This window comes from Streptomyces sp. NPDC090127 (assembly GCF_044746945.1).
Lineage (GTDB): Bacteria > Actinomycetota > Actinomycetes > Streptomycetales > Streptomycetaceae > Streptomyces.
Map to the genome: position 1 here is coordinate 1 of NZ_JBIVDE010000008.1, position 16,680 is coordinate 16,680.

General features: G+C 73.0%; 14 protein-coding genes. 6 read left to right on the plus strand and 8 right to left on the minus strand.

Translation table 11 applies throughout. From position 1 onward, the window contains the following. On the plus strand, nt 1–654 hold a 654-nt coding region (locus ACIPPS_RS26700; RefSeq protein ID WP_401436864.1), incomplete at its 5' end, for a thiamine pyrophosphate-dependent enzyme. Between the two features lie 67 nt (nt 655–721). On the opposite strand, the gene ACIPPS_RS26705 is transcribed toward ACIPPS_RS26700, so the two are convergent. The 4 genes from ACIPPS_RS26705 to ACIPPS_RS26720 form a co-directional block, all read right to left on the minus strand. Next, on the minus strand, nt 722–2,986 hold the full coding sequence (locus ACIPPS_RS26705) for a bifunctional serine/threonine-protein kinase/ABC transporter substrate-binding protein (RefSeq protein ID WP_401436867.1): 2,265 nt from the start codon (nt 2,984–2,986) through the stop codon (nt 722–724). A gap of 3 nt (nt 2,987–2,989) precedes the next feature. Beyond that, nucleotides 2,990–5,518, minus strand: a complete 2,529-nt coding sequence (locus ACIPPS_RS26710; RefSeq protein ID WP_401436870.1) for an ABC transporter substrate-binding protein — start codon at nt 5,516–5,518, stop codon at nt 2,990–2,992. Beyond that, nucleotides 5,515–6,363, minus strand: a complete 849-nt coding sequence (locus tag ACIPPS_RS26715) for a hypothetical protein (RefSeq protein WP_401436872.1) — start codon at nt 6,361–6,363, stop codon at nt 5,515–5,517. Before ACIPPS_RS26715 ends, ACIPPS_RS26710 begins: the two co-directional genes overlap by 4 nt. An 83-nt stretch (nt 6,364–6,446) precedes the next feature. Continuing rightward, nucleotides 6,447–6,914, minus strand: coding sequence for a winged helix-turn-helix transcriptional regulator (locus tag ACIPPS_RS26720; protein ID WP_401436874.1), 468 nt, complete (start codon nt 6,912–6,914; stop codon nt 6,447–6,449). 99 nt (nt 6,915–7,013) lie between these two features. On the opposite strand from ACIPPS_RS26720, the gene ACIPPS_RS26725 reads away from it, so the two are divergent. Further along, the gene (locus ACIPPS_RS26725; protein WP_401436876.1) at nt 7,014–7,877 is read left to right on the plus strand and encodes an NAD(P)H-binding protein; all 864 of its coding nucleotides are present in this window, start codon (nt 7,014–7,016) and stop codon (nt 7,875–7,877) included. 107 nt (nt 7,878–7,984) lie between these two features. Next, nucleotides 7,985–8,995, plus strand: a complete 1,011-nt coding sequence (rarD, locus tag ACIPPS_RS26730; RefSeq protein ID WP_401436878.1) for an EamA family transporter RarD — start codon at nt 7,985–7,987, stop codon at nt 8,993–8,995. A gap of 34 nt (nt 8,996–9,029) precedes the next feature. On the opposite strand, the gene ACIPPS_RS26735 is transcribed toward rarD, so the two are convergent. Then, on the minus strand, nt 9,030–10,517 hold the full coding sequence (locus ACIPPS_RS26735) for an MFS transporter (protein WP_401436881.1): 1,488 nt from the start codon (nt 10,515–10,517) through the stop codon (nt 9,030–9,032). Nucleotides 10,518–10,613: 96 nt separating this feature from the next. Between ACIPPS_RS26735 and ACIPPS_RS26740 the strand changes: the two genes are divergently transcribed. Together ACIPPS_RS26740 and ACIPPS_RS26745 are read left to right on the plus strand one after the other, a co-directional pair. Beyond that, nucleotides 10,614–11,099: a winged helix-turn-helix transcriptional regulator gene (locus tag ACIPPS_RS26740; protein ID WP_401436884.1), complete on the plus strand. Its 486-nt coding sequence runs from the start codon at nt 10,614–10,616 to the stop codon at nt 11,097–11,099. A 306-nt stretch (nt 11,100–11,405) separates the two neighbouring features. Then, on the plus strand, nt 11,406–11,882 hold the full coding sequence (locus ACIPPS_RS26745) for a VOC family protein (protein ID WP_401436886.1): 477 nt from the start codon (nt 11,406–11,408) through the stop codon (nt 11,880–11,882). Nucleotides 11,883–11,902: 20 nt separating this feature from the next. Here the strand turns inward: ACIPPS_RS26745 and ACIPPS_RS26750 are convergent, their stop codons facing one another. Next, nucleotides 11,903–12,421, minus strand: coding sequence for a DUF1203 domain-containing protein (locus ACIPPS_RS26750; protein WP_401436888.1), 519 nt, complete (start codon nt 12,419–12,421; stop codon nt 11,903–11,905). Nucleotides 12,422–12,757: 336 nt separating this feature from the next. Between ACIPPS_RS26750 and ACIPPS_RS26755 the strand changes: the two genes are divergently transcribed. Beyond that, complete coding sequence (locus tag ACIPPS_RS26755; RefSeq protein WP_401436890.1) at nt 12,758–14,074, plus strand: M28 family metallopeptidase; 1,317 nt, start codon at nt 12,758–12,760, stop codon at nt 14,072–14,074. Nucleotides 14,075–14,152: 78 nt separating this feature from the next. On the opposite strand, the gene ACIPPS_RS26760 is transcribed toward ACIPPS_RS26755, so the two are convergent. Then, complete coding sequence (locus ACIPPS_RS26760; RefSeq protein ID WP_401436892.1) at nt 14,153–15,346, minus strand: outer membrane lipoprotein carrier protein LolA; 1,194 nt, start codon at nt 15,344–15,346, stop codon at nt 14,153–14,155. A 218-nt stretch (nt 15,347–15,564) separates the two neighbouring features. Further along, on the minus strand, nt 15,565–16,575 hold the full coding sequence (locus ACIPPS_RS26765) for a polyprenyl synthetase family protein (RefSeq protein ID WP_401436895.1): 1,011 nt from the start codon (nt 16,573–16,575) through the stop codon (nt 15,565–15,567). Nucleotides 16,576–16,680: the final 105 nt, after the last annotated feature.

Here is a 16,680-nt window from a genome sequence, read left to right on the forward strand (position 1 = left end):
AACCGGATCTACGGCCTCACCAAAGGCCAGTACAGCCCCACCTCAGAAGTCGGCAAAATCACCAAGTCGACCCCCATGGGCTCCCTCGACGCCCCCTTCAACCCCGTCTCCCTCGCCCTCGGCGCCGAAGCCTCCTTCGTCGCCCGCACCGTCGACTCCGACCGCAAACACCTCACCGACGTCCTGCGCCAGGCAGCCGACCACCCCGGCACCGCACTCGTCGAGATCTACCAGAACTGCAACATCTTCAACGACGGCGCCTTCGACGTCCTCAAAGACAAACAACAAGCCGAAGAAGCCGTCATCCGCCTCACCCACGGCCAACCCATCCGCTTCGGCGCCCAGGGCGCGAAGGGCGTCGTCCGTGACCCCCGGACCGGCGACCTGAACGTCGTCACCGTCACACCCGACAACGAAACCGACATCCTCATCCACGACGCCCACACCCCCTCCCCCACCACCGCCTTCGCCCTCTCCCGCCTCGCCGACCCCGACACCCTCCACCACACCCCCATCGGCGTCTTCCGCTCCACCCAACGCCCCGTCTACGACACCCTCATGGCCGACCAACTCGACACCGCCATCGAACAACACGGCAAAGGCGACCTCACCCACCTCCTCACCGGCAACGACACCTGGACCGTCGTCGGCTGATCGCTGCCGGCACCATCCGTAGGGCCGTCGCCGCAGCGGCGCGCACGGGTGAGGGGGCGAGGGCCCCTCACCCGTTCTTCCCGCGCTTCTTCTCGTCTTCCGCCGCCTTCTCGAACTGCCCGAGGAAGCGCGGGGCGCCCTGCTCGATCCGGTACAGGAAGACTTCCTTGTTGTACTGGAACATCATCACGTTCTGGCCGTCGAAGCCGTACTGCTTCGCGATCCCCTGGTACGAGAACGTCCGCATCGCCCCGCGTACGGCCACGCGCCCGGTGTCCAGCTTCTGGCCGGACCCCAGGCCCCTCATCCGGTCGGCCAGGAGCATCACCACGTCGTACGCCTCGGTCGCGAAACGCTCCACCGGCGCCGCGTCCGTGAGCCCCCAGCGCTTGCGGTAGGCGGCGGTGAACGCCGTGGCCGCGGGCAGCCGGGCCGGATCGACGTACGTGGTGCCGAAGTACCAGCCCTCGGCCGCCGGGCCCGCGACCTCGAGGAACTCCGGCCCCAGCGCGTACTCGACGCCACCGCACAGACCGTCGTAGCCCTGCCGGTCCAGCTCCCTGGCGCACAGGCCCGCGCGACGCTCGGAGACGCCCGCGTAGAGCACGGCGTCGGGACGGGCCGCGATCACCTCGCGCACGAGCGGGCCGAAGTCGACGCTGTCGGCAGCGATCTGATGCACGCTCACGCTCTCGCTCACCGCGCCCATGGTGGTCCGCACCGAGTTGGCCGTCCGCCAGCTGTAGTCGCCCGCCGCCCGGTCCTCCACGACGGTCGTCCGCTTGGCGCCGCGCACGAGGGCGACGCTGGTGAAGGGCAGTTGGAGCATGTCGTGATGGACGCGCAGCTCACGGTAGACGGGGTACACGATCTGGCTGGTGAGGTCGCCCTGGTCGATGCCGACGGCGACGGTCGCGAGGACCAGTTTGCTCGCGTCGTACGTGTCGGCGGCGGCGATCACGGTCTCGCGGCTGGTGGGGCCCACCACGGCCATGACGGCCTTGTCCGCCGCCAACTCCCGCGCCACGACGCCCGCCCGGCGTGCGTCGCCCCCGTCGTCCCGTACCTTCACCGCGAGGTCGAAGGGCCGGTCGGTGCGGGCGTTGAAGGTCTCGACGGCCAGCCGGACGCCGCGTTCCTGGGCGCGGCCGGACGCCCGACCGGGACCGCTCAGGTCGGTCTGGACGCCGATCGTGTACGCGGGGAGCGGCCCGGACGGTCCGCCGGCGCCCGCGCCGCCACCCGTGTCCCCGCCCGCTCCTCCGCCCGTGCCGCCGGGTGTGCCCTCGCGGTTGACCAGCCAGGCCGTCAGACCGCCGGCGACGGCGACGGCGGCAGCGGAGCCGAGGGCCAGGAACCGCCGTCGTGACGGCGAGGTCCGGCCCCCGCCGGGGCCTCCTACGCCTGCGCCGGCGGAGGGGACGACGACGGTCGGTTCGGCCACGGGCAGGTCCAGCACGCGGGCGGAGCGTTCCGCGATCAGTGCGGGCAGCCCGGGCGGCAGCCAGTCCCCCGCCGGGCCCCGGGCCTGCCCCAGCCGGGCCCGTACCTCCGCCGCCGTCGGCCGGTCGGTCGGGTCCTTGGCCAGGCAGGCGGTCACCAGCGGCAGCAACGCCCGCGGTACGCCGTCGAGGTCGGGGTCCGCGTGGACCGTGCGGTACACGATCGCGGCCACCGTTCCCGTACCGAAGGGGCGGCGGCCGGTCGTCGCGTACGCGAGCACGCACCCCAGCGCGAAGACGTCGCTCGGCGGGCCGACCTCGCCCGCGCCCGTGGCACGCGCCTGCTCGGGGGCGAGGTAGCCGGGCGTGCCGATCATCGCGTCGGTGGCGGTGAGGGCGGTGGCCCCGGCCGACCGGGCGATGCCGAAGTCGATGAGGCGCGGCCCGTCGAGGGCGAGGAGGACGTTGCCGGGCTTGACGTCCCGGTGGACGAGCCCGGCCTCGTGCATGTCCGTGAGGGCGTCGGCGAGGCGGGCGCCCAGGGCGCGCACCGTCGGTTCGGGCAGGGCGCCGTGCAGGCCCACGGCCTCGGCGAGCGACGGTCCCGGCACGAACTCGGTGGCGAGCCAGGGCTCCCGCGCCTCCGGGTCGGAGCCGAGGACCCGGACCACCCAGTGGCCGGTGATCCGTCCGGCGACCAGGGCCTCGCGCCGGAACCGCTCCCGGAAGCCGGGGTCGGCGGCGTGCTCGGCGCGGATCAGCTTGAGCGCGGCGAGCGCACCGCCGGCGGAGCGGGCGAGGTAGACCACGCCCATACCGCCGGCGCCGAGGCGGCCGAGGAGGCGGTAGCCGGCGATCGCCGAGGGGTCGGCGGGGCGAAGGGGCCGCACGCGTCAGCTCCGTCTGGTCTTCGGCGGCGCCCCGGGGGCGAACTCCAGGGGCTTGAAACGGCCGTTCTCGACGCCGTACATGAAGGTGCCGACGCCGGAGAGGGTGCCGGACTCGTCGAAGGTGTAGCCGCCCATGACGCCGGTGTACCGGGCGGCGCACAGCGCGGGGGTGAGCGTGGTGCGGTCGAGCGGCTTGCCGCCCTTGACGGCCTTCTCCACCTCCTGGAGCAGGAGGTGGACCACGTCGAAGGACTCGCCCGTGTAGAAGGCGGGGGCCGTGCCGTACCGCCTGCGGTGTGCGGCGACGAAGCCGGCCGCCTCCTTGCGGGTCGTGGGGTCGAGCACCGGCGCGCCGACGATCCAGCCCTCCGCCGCGTCGCCCGCCTCCGCCAGGAACCGTGGCTCGAAGACGTGCTGGCCGGTGATCCGCATCCCGGTGAAGCCGAGTTCGTCGAGCGCCTTGGCGGCGAGGGCGGCGCTCGGGGTGAGGCCGCAGTGGACGTACGCGTCCATGCCCTCGTCCATCATGGCGCCGAGCACCCGCTTGTAGTCGGTCGCCCTCCCGGGCACGACACGGGGGACCGGGCGGACGTTCTCCTGGCGGAAGGCGAAGTTCGCGCCGCCGATGTACTGCCAGGCGTAGGTGTCGTCGGTGCGTTCCTGGAGGATGCCCGGGCGGACGCTCGCGGTCTTCGTCAGGACGTAGTAGGCGAGGAAGCTGCCCGCGATGATGTGCTGGGGGCAGGCCCGCAGGATCGAGAGTCCCTGGCCGCCGGCCTCGTTGGTCAGCAGGTTCAGCCCGGCGGAGACCGTGATCAGCGGCACGAGCGCTTCGTCGTACGCGGGGAGGGCGGCCAGGCCCGTGTAGTCGGAGGTCGGGCCGAGGACGCCGATCACGTCGGGGTCGTCGGTGAGGACGCGGGCCGCGGCGAGGGCCCTGTCCTTGTCGCCGGCGTCGTCGGAGACCTTCACTTCGAGGGTGAAGGGCTTGTCCTTACGGGCGTTGAACTGCTCGACGGCGAGGCGGGCGCCGCGTTCCTGGGCGCGTCCGATGTCCTGGGCGGGGCCGGTCAGGTCCGCCTGGACGCCGAGGATCCAGCGCCGTCTCCTCGGGGGCGGCGCGGCTTTGCCGTCCGTGCCGTCCGCGTCCTTGTCGTCCCGCAGGGCGGCCCTGGCGGCGATGCCGCCACCGGCGGCGAGGACGGCGGCGCCGGCGGCCAGGCTCAGGAACTTCCGTCGGCTGGGCGCCGGTTGGGCCTCGGTCGCGGGTGTGCCGTGTTCGGTGGCGTCGATCTCGGGGAGGGCGAGCATCGCGGCGGAGCGTTCGGCGATGGTGCGGACGACGGGGGCGGGCAGCCAGTCGGTGGCCGCGCCCGGCGTGTCCTCGGTGAGGCGGGCGGCGATCTCCTCGGCGGTGGGCCGCGCGGCGGGGTCCTTGGCGAGGCATGCCCGCACGAGGTCCAGGAGCGTCCGCGGTACGTCCGCGAGGTCGGGCTCGTCGTGGACGGTGCGGTACAGGAGGGCGTCGACCGACCCCGTGCCGAAGGGCGGGCGGCCGGTCGCGGCGTGGGCGAGGAGGCAGCCGAGGGCGAAGACGTCGCTGGGCGGGCCGATCTCGGCGGAGCGCGCCTCGGCCTGTTCGGGGGCGAGGAAGCCGGGGGTGCCGACGACCATGTCCGTGGAGGTGAGCGGCGCCTCTCCGGTCGACCGGGCGATGCCGAAGTCGATGAGCCGGGGGCCGTCGAAGGCGAGGAGGACGTTGCCGGGCTTGACGTCCCGGTGGACCAGTCCGGCCGCGTGGACGGCGGCGAGCGCCCGGGCGACGGCGCCGCCGAGGATCCGTACGCTCCGCTCCGGCAGCGGTCCGTGCGCGGCGACGGCCTCGCCGAGGGACGGCCCGGGGACGAAGGCGGTCGCCATCCACGGCTCGGGAGCGTCCGGGTCGGCGCCGGTGACGGGGACGGCCCAGGGGCTGACGACCCGGCGCGCGGCCTCGACCTCGCGCCGGAAGCGGGCCCGGAAGTCGGCCTCCTCGGCCTGGTCGGCGTGGGTGACCTTCACGGCGGCGAGCTCGCCGTGACCCGTACGCCCGAGGTACACGACCCCCATGCCTCCGGCCCCGAGCCGCCCGAGCAGCCGGTACCCGGCGATGCCGGACGGGTCGGAGGGGAGCAGGGGCTGAAGGGCACCGGGGCGGGGGGCGGGGCGGGGGCCGGGGCGGGGCGCGCTGTCGGGCGCGGGGGTGGGGGTGGGGGTGGGGGTGGGGGTGGGGGTGGATCGGGGCCACCCGCCGAGGCGGGGATCGGGGCGGGCGTCGGAGACCGGCGCCGGGGCGGGACCGCTCCCGGACTCCGGCGCGGAGTCCGGCTCGGGGGCGTCGCCCGGCCTGGGTGCGGGCTGTTGCGCGTCGCCCGGCTCGTGCGCGTCGCCCGCCCTGGGTGCGGGCTGTTGCGCGTCGCCCGGCTCGTGCGCGTCGCCCGGGCTGGGTGCGAGGTGGTCGTCGGGGGACGGCTGGGGAGGGGTGGGGTTCATGACTGCTGGACCTCCAGGGCGTCCTCGGCGCGGCCGACCATGGTGACCAGGGCTTGCACCTGGGCCCTGTCGACCTCCTTGGCGATGTGGCCGGGCGCGCCCTTGACGACGGCGGCGACGGTGATCTGGCCGACCCGGGACTGGTACCAGGAGTAGGTCTGCTCGCCCTTGACTGCGTCGTTGAGGTACTTCCCCGCCTCGCGGAGCGAGTCCGCCGCGGTGTAGTTGCCGCCGACGCCGAAGGGGCTGCCCAGCGACATCAGGCCGCTGATCCGTTCTCCGTCGCGCAGCCGCTGGTCGGGGCAGCGGAGCGCCTCCTCCAGGGTCTCGGCCATCTCCCAGTCGGCGTCCGACTCGGAGCGGTGGACGGTGACCGTCGCGGAGACCCGCAGCGCCCCCCGCTCCGCCGTGGCGGGGACCTCGTTGTAGGCGGTCACGCTGTAGAGCACGGTCCCCGGGCGGGTGCCGGTCTCCCAGGTGCACTGCTTGTCGAGGACAGGCCAGTAGTCGTCGGCGCTGAGGTGCGGGGTCCGCTTGACGTAGTCGGAGCCCCAGGACTCGGGGCCCGCCACGACCGCGAGGGCGAGGCGTTTGGCATCGGCCTCGCCCTTCGGGGCCCGTTTCGGGTCCGCGGTGAACCCGAGCCGCGAGGGCGTCGGCGCCGGCTGGGCGGAGCTCGGCGACCCGGACGACGGGCTCGGTGCGGAGGGACTCGAACTCCCTCCGCCCTCGGCGCCCTTGCCCGTGTCCGCGCCCTCGTCCGTCGCCGAACAGCCGGTCAGGACCAGGCCGCAGGCCAGTAAGCCCCCGCAGGCGCGCAGCACTCTTTTGTACCCGTACGTCATGTATCCCCCACGCACGCTCACACTTGCCCCCAGTGGTGAGCAGATCGTACGGCGTGGGGATCCGACCGGCCCTGGTTACCGTCTCATTGGGACGATCTCGCGACCGCCTCGCGACGTGCCTCGTCGTAGCGGGCGCGGGCCTCCTCGACCGCCGGGAGGCAGGCGTCTGTCCAGCCGGCGAGTTCTCTGACCCGGTCCGCGGCCTGCTCGCCCAGGGTGGTGAGACTGTAGTCGACGCGCGGCGGGATGACGGGCTTGGCGTCGCGGTGGACGAAGCCGTCGCGCTCCAGGGTCTGGAGCGTCTGCGTGAGCATCTTCTCGCTGACGCCGCCGACCCTGCGGCGCAGTTCGCTGAAGCGGTACGAACGCTCGCTCAGGGCGATGAGGACGAGCACCCCCCAGCGGCTGGTGACGTGCTCGAGGACGAGCCGGGACGGGCACAGGCCGCCGTCGACATCGGCCGGCGGACTCCGCGTCTCTCGGCCCACCGCGCCGCCACCCCCTCCCGCTTCCACTTCCTCGACCACGCTTCCGGTTGCCCTTACTTCCATGCCAGTACCTTACTTCAGAGTGGGTACTTTCGAAAGGTTAGCGCCAGCCGTACGGTGAGTGCATCGCTTCACCTCACCTCTCCACGACAAGGAACCCCCATGAGCATCGTCGTCACCGGAGCCACCGGACAGCTCGGCCGTCTCGTCGTCGACGAGCTGCTGACCCGCGTCCCCGCCGCGTCCGTCGTCGCCGTCGTCCGTGACAAGGCGAAGGCCGCCGATCTCGCCGAGCGCGGCGTCGCCCTGCGGATCGCCGACTACAGCGCGCCCGAGACCCTCGCGGGCGCCTTCGAGGCGGGCGACCGGGTCCTGCTGATCTCCGGCAGCGAGGTCGGGCAGCGCGTGGCCCAGCACGCCGCCGTGATCGACGCGGCCAAGGCCGCCGGCGTCGCGCAGCTCGCCTACACGGGCATCCTCGGCGGCCCGGAGGCCGACTTCGAGCTGGCCGCCGAGCACCGCGCGACGGAGACGCTGATCCTCGACTCGGGGCTGCCGTACACCTTCCTGCGCAACGGCTGGTACACCGAGAACTACACCGCCAACCTCGCCCCCGTCCTCGCCCACGGCGCCGTCGTCTCCAACGCGGGCGAGGGCCGTGTCGCCTCCGCCGCCCGCGCCGACTACGCCGCCGCGGCCGCCGCCGTCCTGGCGGGCCCGGTCGAGGAGCACGTGAACGTGGCGTACGAGCTGAGCGGCGACGTCGCCTGGTCGCTCGCCGAGTACGCGGCCGAGGTCGCCCGCCAGACCGGCCAGGAGATCGCGTACGACAACGTCCCGGCCGCGACGCACGAGGAGATCCTGACCGGCGCGGGCGTCCCGCCGCTCTTCGCCGCGGTCCTCGTGGACGTCGACCGGGCCATCGAGCGCGGGGCGCTCGCCCGCCGGACCGGCGACCTGTCGCGGCTCATCGGCCGCCCGACGACCCCGCTGGCGGAGACGGTCGCCGTGGCGCTCGCCGGCTGACCGCGCGTTCACCGACGGGTCATGACCGTATCGCGGTACGGACATGACAGCCTGCCCTGTGCGGCGCTACCTTCATCAGGACGGCGCGGCGCAGGGCGGGAGGTTCGGTGAAGACGGACAACGAGGGACGAGCGGGTCTCCTCTACGGGATCGGTGCCTACGGAATGTGGGGTCTGGTCCCGCTCTTCTGGCCGCTCCTCAAGCCCGCCGGCGCGATCGAGATCCTCGCCCACCGGATGGTGTGGTCCCTGGCCTTCGTCGTCGTCGCGCTGCTGGTGGTCCGCCGCTGGGGCTGGATACGCGACCTCGCGCGCAGTCCGCGCAAACTGGGCCTGATCGCGCTCGCGGCGACGGTGATCACCGTCAACTGGGGCGTCTACATCTGGTCCGTCAACACCGGCCACGTCGTCGAGGCGTCCCTCGGCTACTTCATCAACCCGCTCGTCACCATCGCGCTCGGCGTCCTGCTCCTGAAGGAGCGGCTGCGGGCCGCGCAGTGGGTGGCGGTCGGTGTCGCGGCGACGGCCGTGCTCGTCCTGTCGGTCGGGTACGGGCAGCCGCCGTGGATCTCGCTGATCCTGGCCTTCTCGTTCGGCGTCTACGGCCTGGTGAAGAAGAAGGTCAACATCGGCGGCCTGGAGTCGCTGGCGGCCGAGACGGCCGTCCAGTTCCTGCCCGCCCTCGGATACCTGCTCTGGCTCGGCTCGCAGGGCACGGCCACCTTCGGCGCCGAGGGCGCCGGGCACGCGGCCCTGCTCGCCGCGACGGGCGTGGTGACGGCGGTGCCGCTGGTCTGCTTCGGCGCGGCGGCGATCCGCGTACCGCTGTCGACGCTGGGGCTGTTGCAGTACCTGGCGCCGATGTTCCAGTTCGTGCTGGGCATCGCGTACTTCCACGAGGCGATGCCGCCGGAGCGGTGGGCGGGCTTCTCGCTGGTGTGGCTGGCACTGACGATCCTGACGTGGGACGCCCTGCGCACCGCCCGCCGCAGCCGGGCCGCGCTCGCGGCGGCGGAGCGGGCGGCCGCGGGCAACCCGGAGGCGGTCCCGGAGGCGGTCATGACGACCGCCGGGCCCACCGCGTCCGAGGCGACGACCACCTCCACGCGGCAGGCCTGACCGGCGGGCGCCGGGCCGGGCAGGCCCGGACCCGTCAAGAGACGGTGACCTTGCCCGCCCCGTCGGACGAGGGCGCCGAGGCCGCCGACGTCACGGAGACCGCCGACGTCACCGAGGTCGCCGAGGCCGCCGGAAGCGACTCCCCCGGCGTCTCGCCTCCGCGCGCCTTCCGTCGTACGCCCGTCGCCGTGACCGCCGCCCCGAGGGCCACCATCACCAGCGGGACGACCAGCGCCGCCCGGAAGCCGTCGAGGCCGCCGCCGACGATCCCGTACACCGCCGTCACCAGCGAGATGCCGACCGCCGAGCCGAACTGCGTCGCCGTCGTCAGCAGCCCGCTCGCGAGCCCCTGCTCCTCCTCCGCGACGCCGTCGGTCGCGGCGATGGTCAGCGGCCCGTACGCGAGCGAGAAGGCGAGGCCGGTCAGCAGCAGGGTCGGGAACATCGCGGCGTACGACCAGTCCGGGCCGACCGGCAGGAACAGCGCGTACGAGACGACCGCGAGCACGAACCCGCCGAGGATCACCCGGGCGTTGCCGAACCGTGCCACCAGGCGTGGTGTCAGCGTCGGCGCCAGGATCGCGTCGATGCCCATCACCATCAGCGCGAACGCCGTCTCCAGCGAGGACCAGCCGCGCAGCTCCTGCAGGTAGAGCGTGGCGACGAACTGGAAGCCGAAGAAGGACCCCACGAAGAGCAGCGCACCGAGGTCGGCCCGGACGGTCGACGCCTTGCGCAGCAGCCCGAGGCGTACGAGCGGGGAGGCGACCCGCCGCTCGACGGCGACGAACACCCCGGCGAGGACCGCGCCCGCGGCGGCGACGAGGGCGGTCAGCGGCCAGCCGTCGAGGCCGTGTTCGAGCCGCACGATCGCGAACGCGAGCAGCAGCATCGCGCCGGCCGCCGTCAGTGCGCCCGCCAGGTCGAAACCGCCGGTCGCCCGCTGCGGGCGCGGCTCCTTCGGGACCAGGCGCACCGCGGCGAGCAGGATCGCGGCGGCGAGGAGGACGGGGGCGAAGAAGACCCAGCGCCAGCCGAGCTGGGTGAGCAGCCCGCCGATGACGAGGCCGAGGGAGAAGCCTCCGGCGGCGGTGCCGGCGAAGACGAGGAGCGCCTGGTTGCGCTGCGGACCCTCCGCGTACGAGGTCGTGATGATCGACAGCGCGGCGGGGGTCATGAAGGCGGCGGCGACCCCCGTCACGAAGCGGGCCGTGACCAGCATCCAGCCTTCCTGGGCGAAACCGCCGAGCCCGGAGAAGAGCAGGAAGACGACGAGCCAGCCGAGGAACATCCGGCGGCGGCCGAGCAGGTCGGCGGCGCGTCCGCCGAGGAGGGTGAAGCCGGCGTAGCCGAGGACGTACGCGGACATCACCCAGGCCGCCGTGCCGGTGGACAGGCCTAGATCGGATCTGATGCTGGGCACGGCGACGGCGAGCATGGCGACGTCGATGCCTTCGAGGAAGATCGTGCCGCAGAGGACGAGGAGGAGGGCCCAGGCGCGTGCGGGGAAGGAGGTGGACACAGCTGTCTCCTGGCAGGAAGGGGGCAGGGGCGGTTACCGGTCGGAGGGTCGGTTCCCTCTTGTAACCACCTCGATCCTGCGGCAGGATCGGCTGCCATGGAAGAAGGCACTTTGAAGTCACCGAGTCACTGCGAAGTGACCTACGCCGACGGCGCGTCGGGGGATCCTGACCCCTTCCAGTGGGACACGCGGGAGGACTGCGAGGTGCGGCAGATCCTCGACCGGGTCGCCGACAAGTGGTCCCTGCTGGTCATCGCCCTGCTCGACCGCCGCAAGCTGCGCTTCTCTGAGTTGAAGCGGGAGATCGACGGGGTCAGCCAGCGGATGCTGACGGTGACCCTGCGGCAGTTGGAGCGGGACGGCCTGGTGAAGCGGACCGTCCACCCGGTGATCCCGCCCCGCGTGGACTACGAACTCACGCCGCTGGGCGGGACGTTGCACACGACGATCCGCTCGCTGGTGACGTGGACGGAGCAACACCAGAACGAGATCGCTACGGCGCGGGAGGCGTACGACGCCAAGGAGGCGGCGGAGGCGGCGGAGGCGTCCACCGCACGCGAGCCGGCTGCCGCCAGGGTGTGACCCGCCGGCGCGCGTCGCCGCACTCGCGTCGGCCGGCGCGGGTCGGCCGGCGCCCGTCGCCCGGCGCGGATCGCCCGGCGCGGATCGCCCGGCGCGCGTCGCCCGGCGCGCGAAGACCCGCCCGCGTCGCCCGGCGCGCGTCGACCCGCCCGCGTCGGCCCGCGCGCGACGCCCGGCCCGCGTCGGCCCGCGCGCGACGCCCGGCCCACGCCGGTCCGCGCGCGACGCCCGGCGCGCGTCGCCCCAGCCGCGTCACCCGGCGCGCGGCGCCGCGCGGCGGGCCGGTGGAGCCGCAAGACTGGCCCCATGGCATCCACACCCGCCCCCACCACGCCCCTCCACTGGAAGGTCGTCGTCGACGCCGGCGACCCGCACGCGCAGGCCGGCTTCTGGGCCGCCGCGCTCGGTTACGTGGACGAGGACCACACCGCGCTCATCTCCCGGCTCCTCGACGCGGACGCCGCGCCGGCCGACCTGACGATCACGCTCGCCGACGGCCGCAGGGCCTGGCGCGATCTGGCCGCCGTCCGGCACCCGGACGACCCGTTCGACGAGCAGTCGGACGCCGGTCGCGGCCGGCGCATCCTCTTCCAACGCGTCCCGGAGGAGAAGACCGTCAAGAACCGCGTCCACCTGGACCTCCACCCCGGGCCCGACACCCGCGACGCGGAGGTGACCCGCCTTGAGTCCCTCGGCGCCTCGGCCCTGCGCCGGGTCTCGGAGTGGGGGGCGACCTGGGTGGTCATGGCGGACCCGGAGGGGAACGAGTTCTGCGTGGAGTGACGTCCCACTTCCCGCCGGACTCAGGCGCGCCGTACCTCGAACTGGAAGCAGCCGTACTCCACCGCCCTGACCTGGACGAGCGCGACGCGCGGGTCGGCGAAGGCCTCCGCGAAGCCCTTGTCGAAGGCGGCGGTCGCCTCCGCCGGGATCTCCAGGAGCCGACCGCCGACGATCCGTCCCTCGGCGTCGTACCGGCGGAGCGTGCGCAGCGCGCCGGGCCGGTCGAAGGGGTACGACTCCGGTGCGGCGGCCGGCCCGCCGCACGCCTCCGCGTCGGCGTGGACGAAGACCGGGCCCTGTTCGTCGTACGCCCCGGGCCGGGCCCCGGTCGCGGCGGCCCAGCGGCGCAGCGGGGCGTAGGAGACGAGGGCGATCCGGTCGCCCGGGACGACGTCGCGCAGGCAGCAGCGCAGCGGGCTGCCGACCTCGGCGGCGTCGGCGAGAGCGGTGAACGGGACGCAGGGCTGCCCGGCGTCGTCCCGGTCGCGCAGCTCGGCGAGGACGGCGGGGTCGACGGCGCGTGCGGTGTAGGTGGTCATGGGACCAGCCTCACGCGCACGCGCCCCGCCGCGCCGGCGGAATTCGGACGCCGCGCTCGGTGCGCCGCAGGCGCCGCCCAGCACCGCACCGGGTGGTCGGTCCCTCCAACCCCGCCCCGGCCCCAACTGCACCCCCGCACAAGCCGATTGGTACAGGACGCGCCCGTCCGCTGAGCGGACGGGGCTGACCGGTTTCCGCTCTTGACGGCAAGTCAAACTCTCGCCGAACATTCAGCCCACGCACCACCCGCACAGCTCCAGCGCCTCGTGGCACCCATGCCCCGGGGCGTCTCGCACGTTTCCGTCCCATCCCCGTTCGGAATCCGGAGCCCCCACATGAAGTTCTCCGTTCCCAGACGTGCCGCCGCGCTCTCCGCCGTCGCCGCGCTGGCCCTCGCCGGCTTCACCGGCGCGTCCGCGACCGCCGCGCCCGCCGCACCCGCGGCGCCCACGGCGGCGCCCGACATATCGCTCGCCAACGTCAAACAGCACCTCGCCGACCTGCAGTCCATAGCCAACGCCAACGGCGGCAACCGCGCCCACGGCCGTACCGGCTACAAGGCGTCCATCGACTTCGTGAAGGCCAAGCTGGACGCGGCCGGATTCACCACCACCGTCCAGCAGTTCACCTCCAGCGGTGCCACCGGCTACAACCTCGTCGCCGACTGGCCCGGTGGCGATCCCAACCAGGTCCTGATGGCCGGGGCGCACCTCGACTCGGTCTCCTCCGGCGCCGGGATCAACGACAACGGCTCCGGTTCCGCCGCCGTCCTGGAGACCGCGCTCGCCGTCTCCCGGGCCAACCTCCAGCCGACGAAGCACCTGCGCTTCGGCTGGTGGGGCGCCGAGGAGCTCGGGCTCGTCGGGTCGAAGTACTACGTCAGCCAGCTGCCCAGCACCGAGCGTGCGAAGTTCTCCGGGTACCTGAACTTCGACATGATCGGCTCGCCGAACCCCGGCTACTTCGTCTACGACGACGACCCCACCATCGAGCAGACCTTCAAGGGCTACTTCGCCGGCATCGGGGTCCCCACCGAGATCGAGACCGAGGGTGACGGTCGCTCCGACCACGCCTCGTTCAAGAACGTCGGCATCCCCGTCGGTGGCCTCTTCACCGGTGCCAGCCGGGTGAAGTCCAGCGCCCAGGTGCAGAAGTGGGGCGGTACGGCCACGGCCTTCGACCGCTGCTACCACTCCTCCTGCGACACCACGGCGAACATCAACGACACCGCGCTCGACCGCAACAGCGACGCCGTCGCCCACGCGGTCTGGACCCTGTCGGCTGGTACGACCACGCCGCCCACCGGCACGGTCTTCGAGAACGCGGCCGACGTGGCCGTCCCGGACAACGGCGCCGCGGTGACCTCCACGGTCAACGTCACCGGCATCACCGGCAACGCCCCCGCCGCGCTCAAGGTGGACGTGAACATCGTCCACACCTACCGCGGTGACCTCGTCGTCGACCTCCTCGCCCCCGACGGCTCGGTCTACAACCTGCACAACCGGGCCGGCGGCAGCGCCGACAACATCGTCCAGACCTTCACCGTGAACGCCTCCTCCGAGGTCGCCAACGGCGCCTGGAAGCTCCGCGTCCAGGACAAGGCCGCCCAGGACACCGGGTACATCAACAGCTTCAAGCTGACGTTCCCGTAGCGGCGAGCGAAAACGCCCGGGTGGGTCGGTGACCATCGCCCCCGACCCACCCGGGGTCCCACTTCCTTCGCGCCGGCCCTACTTCGCGGCGTTCGCCGCGTCCACGAGGGCCTGCTTCGTCACCGCGCCGACGTACACCTTGCCGTCGTCCGTCATCAGCGCGTTCACGATCTTCGTCTGGAAGACCGTGCCGGAGCCGAACCTGCCGCTGACCTCGTCCCCGAGCGAGTCCAGGAAGCCCTGGAACTCCTTCGGGGCCTCGTCCGTCTTCGGGGCCTCGGCGCCGGTGTCGTACGACGCGATCGTCGTCCAGCCCTCGCCGATGACGTTCACGCCCTGGCCGTCGCCGGTGCCGGGCACGCCGCCGAAGAGGCCGTCGAGCCCGCCGAACTCCTTCTCCAGGCCCTTCTCGACGTCCTGCGGTGCCTTCCCGTGCTCGCCCGTCCCCTCGGTCACCTTGGCGCCCTCGGGCGCCTCGAAGGCGAACGTCGAGGCCGCCGGCTTGGCGAAGTCGACCTTCGTGAAGCCCGCGTCGAGGACCGGCTTGCCGCCCTGGACCGACGCCAGCGTGAACTTCAGCGGCGTGCCGGTCTTCGCGTCCACCGCGATCTTCACCGACTCGACCGTCGAACCGCTCTGCTTGGGCTTGATCACCAGCTGGTACGCGTCCCGGCCGGCCACCGTGGCCGTCCCGCCCACCGTGATCGACGTCGTGTCACCCGCCGCCTTCAGGACCTCGTCCGCGAGCTCCTTCGGGGTGCCGGGGAGTTCCTGGTCGGGCTTCTCGCCTGCCGGTCCCGCCGAGGCGCCCTTCTCGTGGAGCACCTCGTTCGCCTTGCTGTCGTACGCCCAGACGTCGTCGCCGTTGTGGATCAGGCTGTACTCCTCCGAGCCGTCCAGGAGCGTCAGCTTCTGCTTCTCCGGGCCGTCCGCGGCGACGCGCAGCGTGTGCGTGCCCGAGATCAGCTTGGTCAGCATGTCGGCCGGGTCCGTCGACGGGGTGGAGCCGGTCGCCCCGCCGGACGCGCCCGCGAAGCTGTCGGCCAGACCGGCCACCGACGGCAGGCCCAGGTCGGTGCTCACCTTGAACGTGCCGGACAGGGTCTGCGTGTCCGACGCCGCGATCTTCTCGATCAGCTGCTGTGCCGTGATCTCCGGCAGGTCGGGGTCGCCCGACGCCGCCAGCGCCGGTACGAGTCCGATCGTCGCCGCGGCCACGCCGGCCACCGCGAACGGGACGACGTAGCGGCTCGCCTTACGGGTCTGTGCCATGGTCTGTCCTACCTCCGTGGTCGATGACTCCATCTGACCAAAGCGGCGGCGAGGAATCGTCAGACTGCGGAAGCAACCTCGCGTACTGCTATGGGATGACACGCCCCTAGGGTCCCTGACCCGGCCGGGGGAGCTCGCGGGCCCAGCCGGGGGGACTCGCGGGCCCGGCCGGGGGTGTCCCGGACGGGCCGGCGCGCCCGCGTGGACCGCCGCGCGGGTCAGCCCGCCCGGTGGACCACCGCGTCGCACAGCTCCATGAGGGCCGACTTCGCGTACCCCTCCGGCAGCGGCGCCAGCATCGCCCGTGCCTCCTCCGCGAACCGCACGGTGTCCCGCCGGGCCTGCTCCAGGGCCGGGTGGACGCGCAGCCGGCGCAGGACCTCGGCGTGCCGGGCGTCGTCGCTGAGGTCGCCGTCGATCAGCTCGACGAGCTCCAGGTCCTCGGGGCGCCCGTGCGCCGCCGCGGCGGTGCGCAGGTGGAGGACCGGGAGGGTGGGGATGCCCTCGCGGAGGTCGGTGCCCGGGGTCTTGCCGGACTCGTGCGAGTCGGAGGCGATGTCGAGGACGTCGTCGGCGAGCTGGAAGGCGACGCCGAGCCGCTCTCCGTACTGGGTGAGGATGTCGACGACGCTCTCGTCCGCGCCGGACATCATGGCGCCGAAGCGGCAGGAGACGGCGACGAGCGAGCCGGTCTTGCCGGCGAGGACGTCGAGGTAGTGGTCGACCGGGTCGCGGTCGCCCTGCGGGCCGGCCGTCTCCAGGATCTGACCGGTGACCAGACGTTCGAACGCCTCCGACTGGATGCGTACGGCCTCGGGTCCGAGGTCCGCCAGCGTGTGCGAGGCGCGGGCGAAGAGGAAGTCACCCGTGAGGACGGCGATGGAGTTGCCCCATCGGGTGTTCGCGCTGTCGACCCCGCGCCGCACGTCCGCCTCGTCCATGACGTCGTCGTGGTAGAGCGTCGCCAGGTGGGTGAGCTCGACGACGACGGCCGAGGGCACGACACCCGGCGCGTACGGGTCGCCGAACTGGGCGGCGAGCATCACGAGCAGGGGCCTGAAACGCTTCCCACCTGCCAGGACGAGATGCTGCGCGGCCTCCGTGATGAACGGGATCTCGCTCTTGGTGGCGTCGAGGAGACCTGCCTCCACGGCCGCCAATCCGGTCTGGACATCGGCCTCAAGAGCCTGGTCCCGCACGCTAAGACCGAACGGCCCGACGACGGTCACGAGGGGGTCTCCTGTCTGCTGACGCCTGCTTCTGCTGCCGACGATCACACGGATTGTCGATGTGTCGCTCGATTCACTCAAGTCAGCGTATCCGGTCGCGTTTCG

Excerpts from the sequence above, each read along its gene's own strand:
- ACIPPS_RS26710 (WP_401436870.1), bottom strand. The coding sequence starts at position 5,518 with ATGAACCCCACCCCTCCCCAGCCGTCCCCCGACGACCACCTCGCACCC.
- ACIPPS_RS26715 (WP_401436872.1), bottom strand. The coding sequence starts at position 6,363 with ATGACGTACGGGTACAAAAGAGTGCTGCGCGCCTGCGGGGGCTTACTG.
- ACIPPS_RS26720 (WP_401436874.1), bottom strand. The coding sequence starts at position 6,914 with ATGGAAGTAAGGGCAACCGGAAGCGTGGTCGAGGAAGTGGAAGCGGGA.
- ACIPPS_RS26725 (WP_401436876.1), top strand. The coding sequence starts at position 7,014 with ATGAGCATCGTCGTCACCGGAGCCACCGGACAGCTCGGCCGTCTCGTC.
- ACIPPS_RS26740 (WP_401436884.1), top strand. The coding sequence starts at position 10,614 with ATGGAAGAAGGCACTTTGAAGTCACCGAGTCACTGCGAAGTGACCTAC.
- ACIPPS_RS26745 (WP_401436886.1), top strand. The coding sequence starts at position 11,406 with ATGGCATCCACACCCGCCCCCACCACGCCCCTCCACTGGAAGGTCGTC.
- ACIPPS_RS26750 (WP_401436888.1), bottom strand. The coding sequence starts at position 12,421 with ATGACCACCTACACCGCACGCGCCGTCGACCCCGCCGTCCTCGCCGAG.
- ACIPPS_RS26755 (WP_401436890.1), top strand. The coding sequence starts at position 12,758 with ATGAAGTTCTCCGTTCCCAGACGTGCCGCCGCGCTCTCCGCCGTCGCC.
- ACIPPS_RS26760 (WP_401436892.1), bottom strand. The coding sequence starts at position 15,346 with ATGGCACAGACCCGTAAGGCGAGCCGCTACGTCGTCCCGTTCGCGGTG.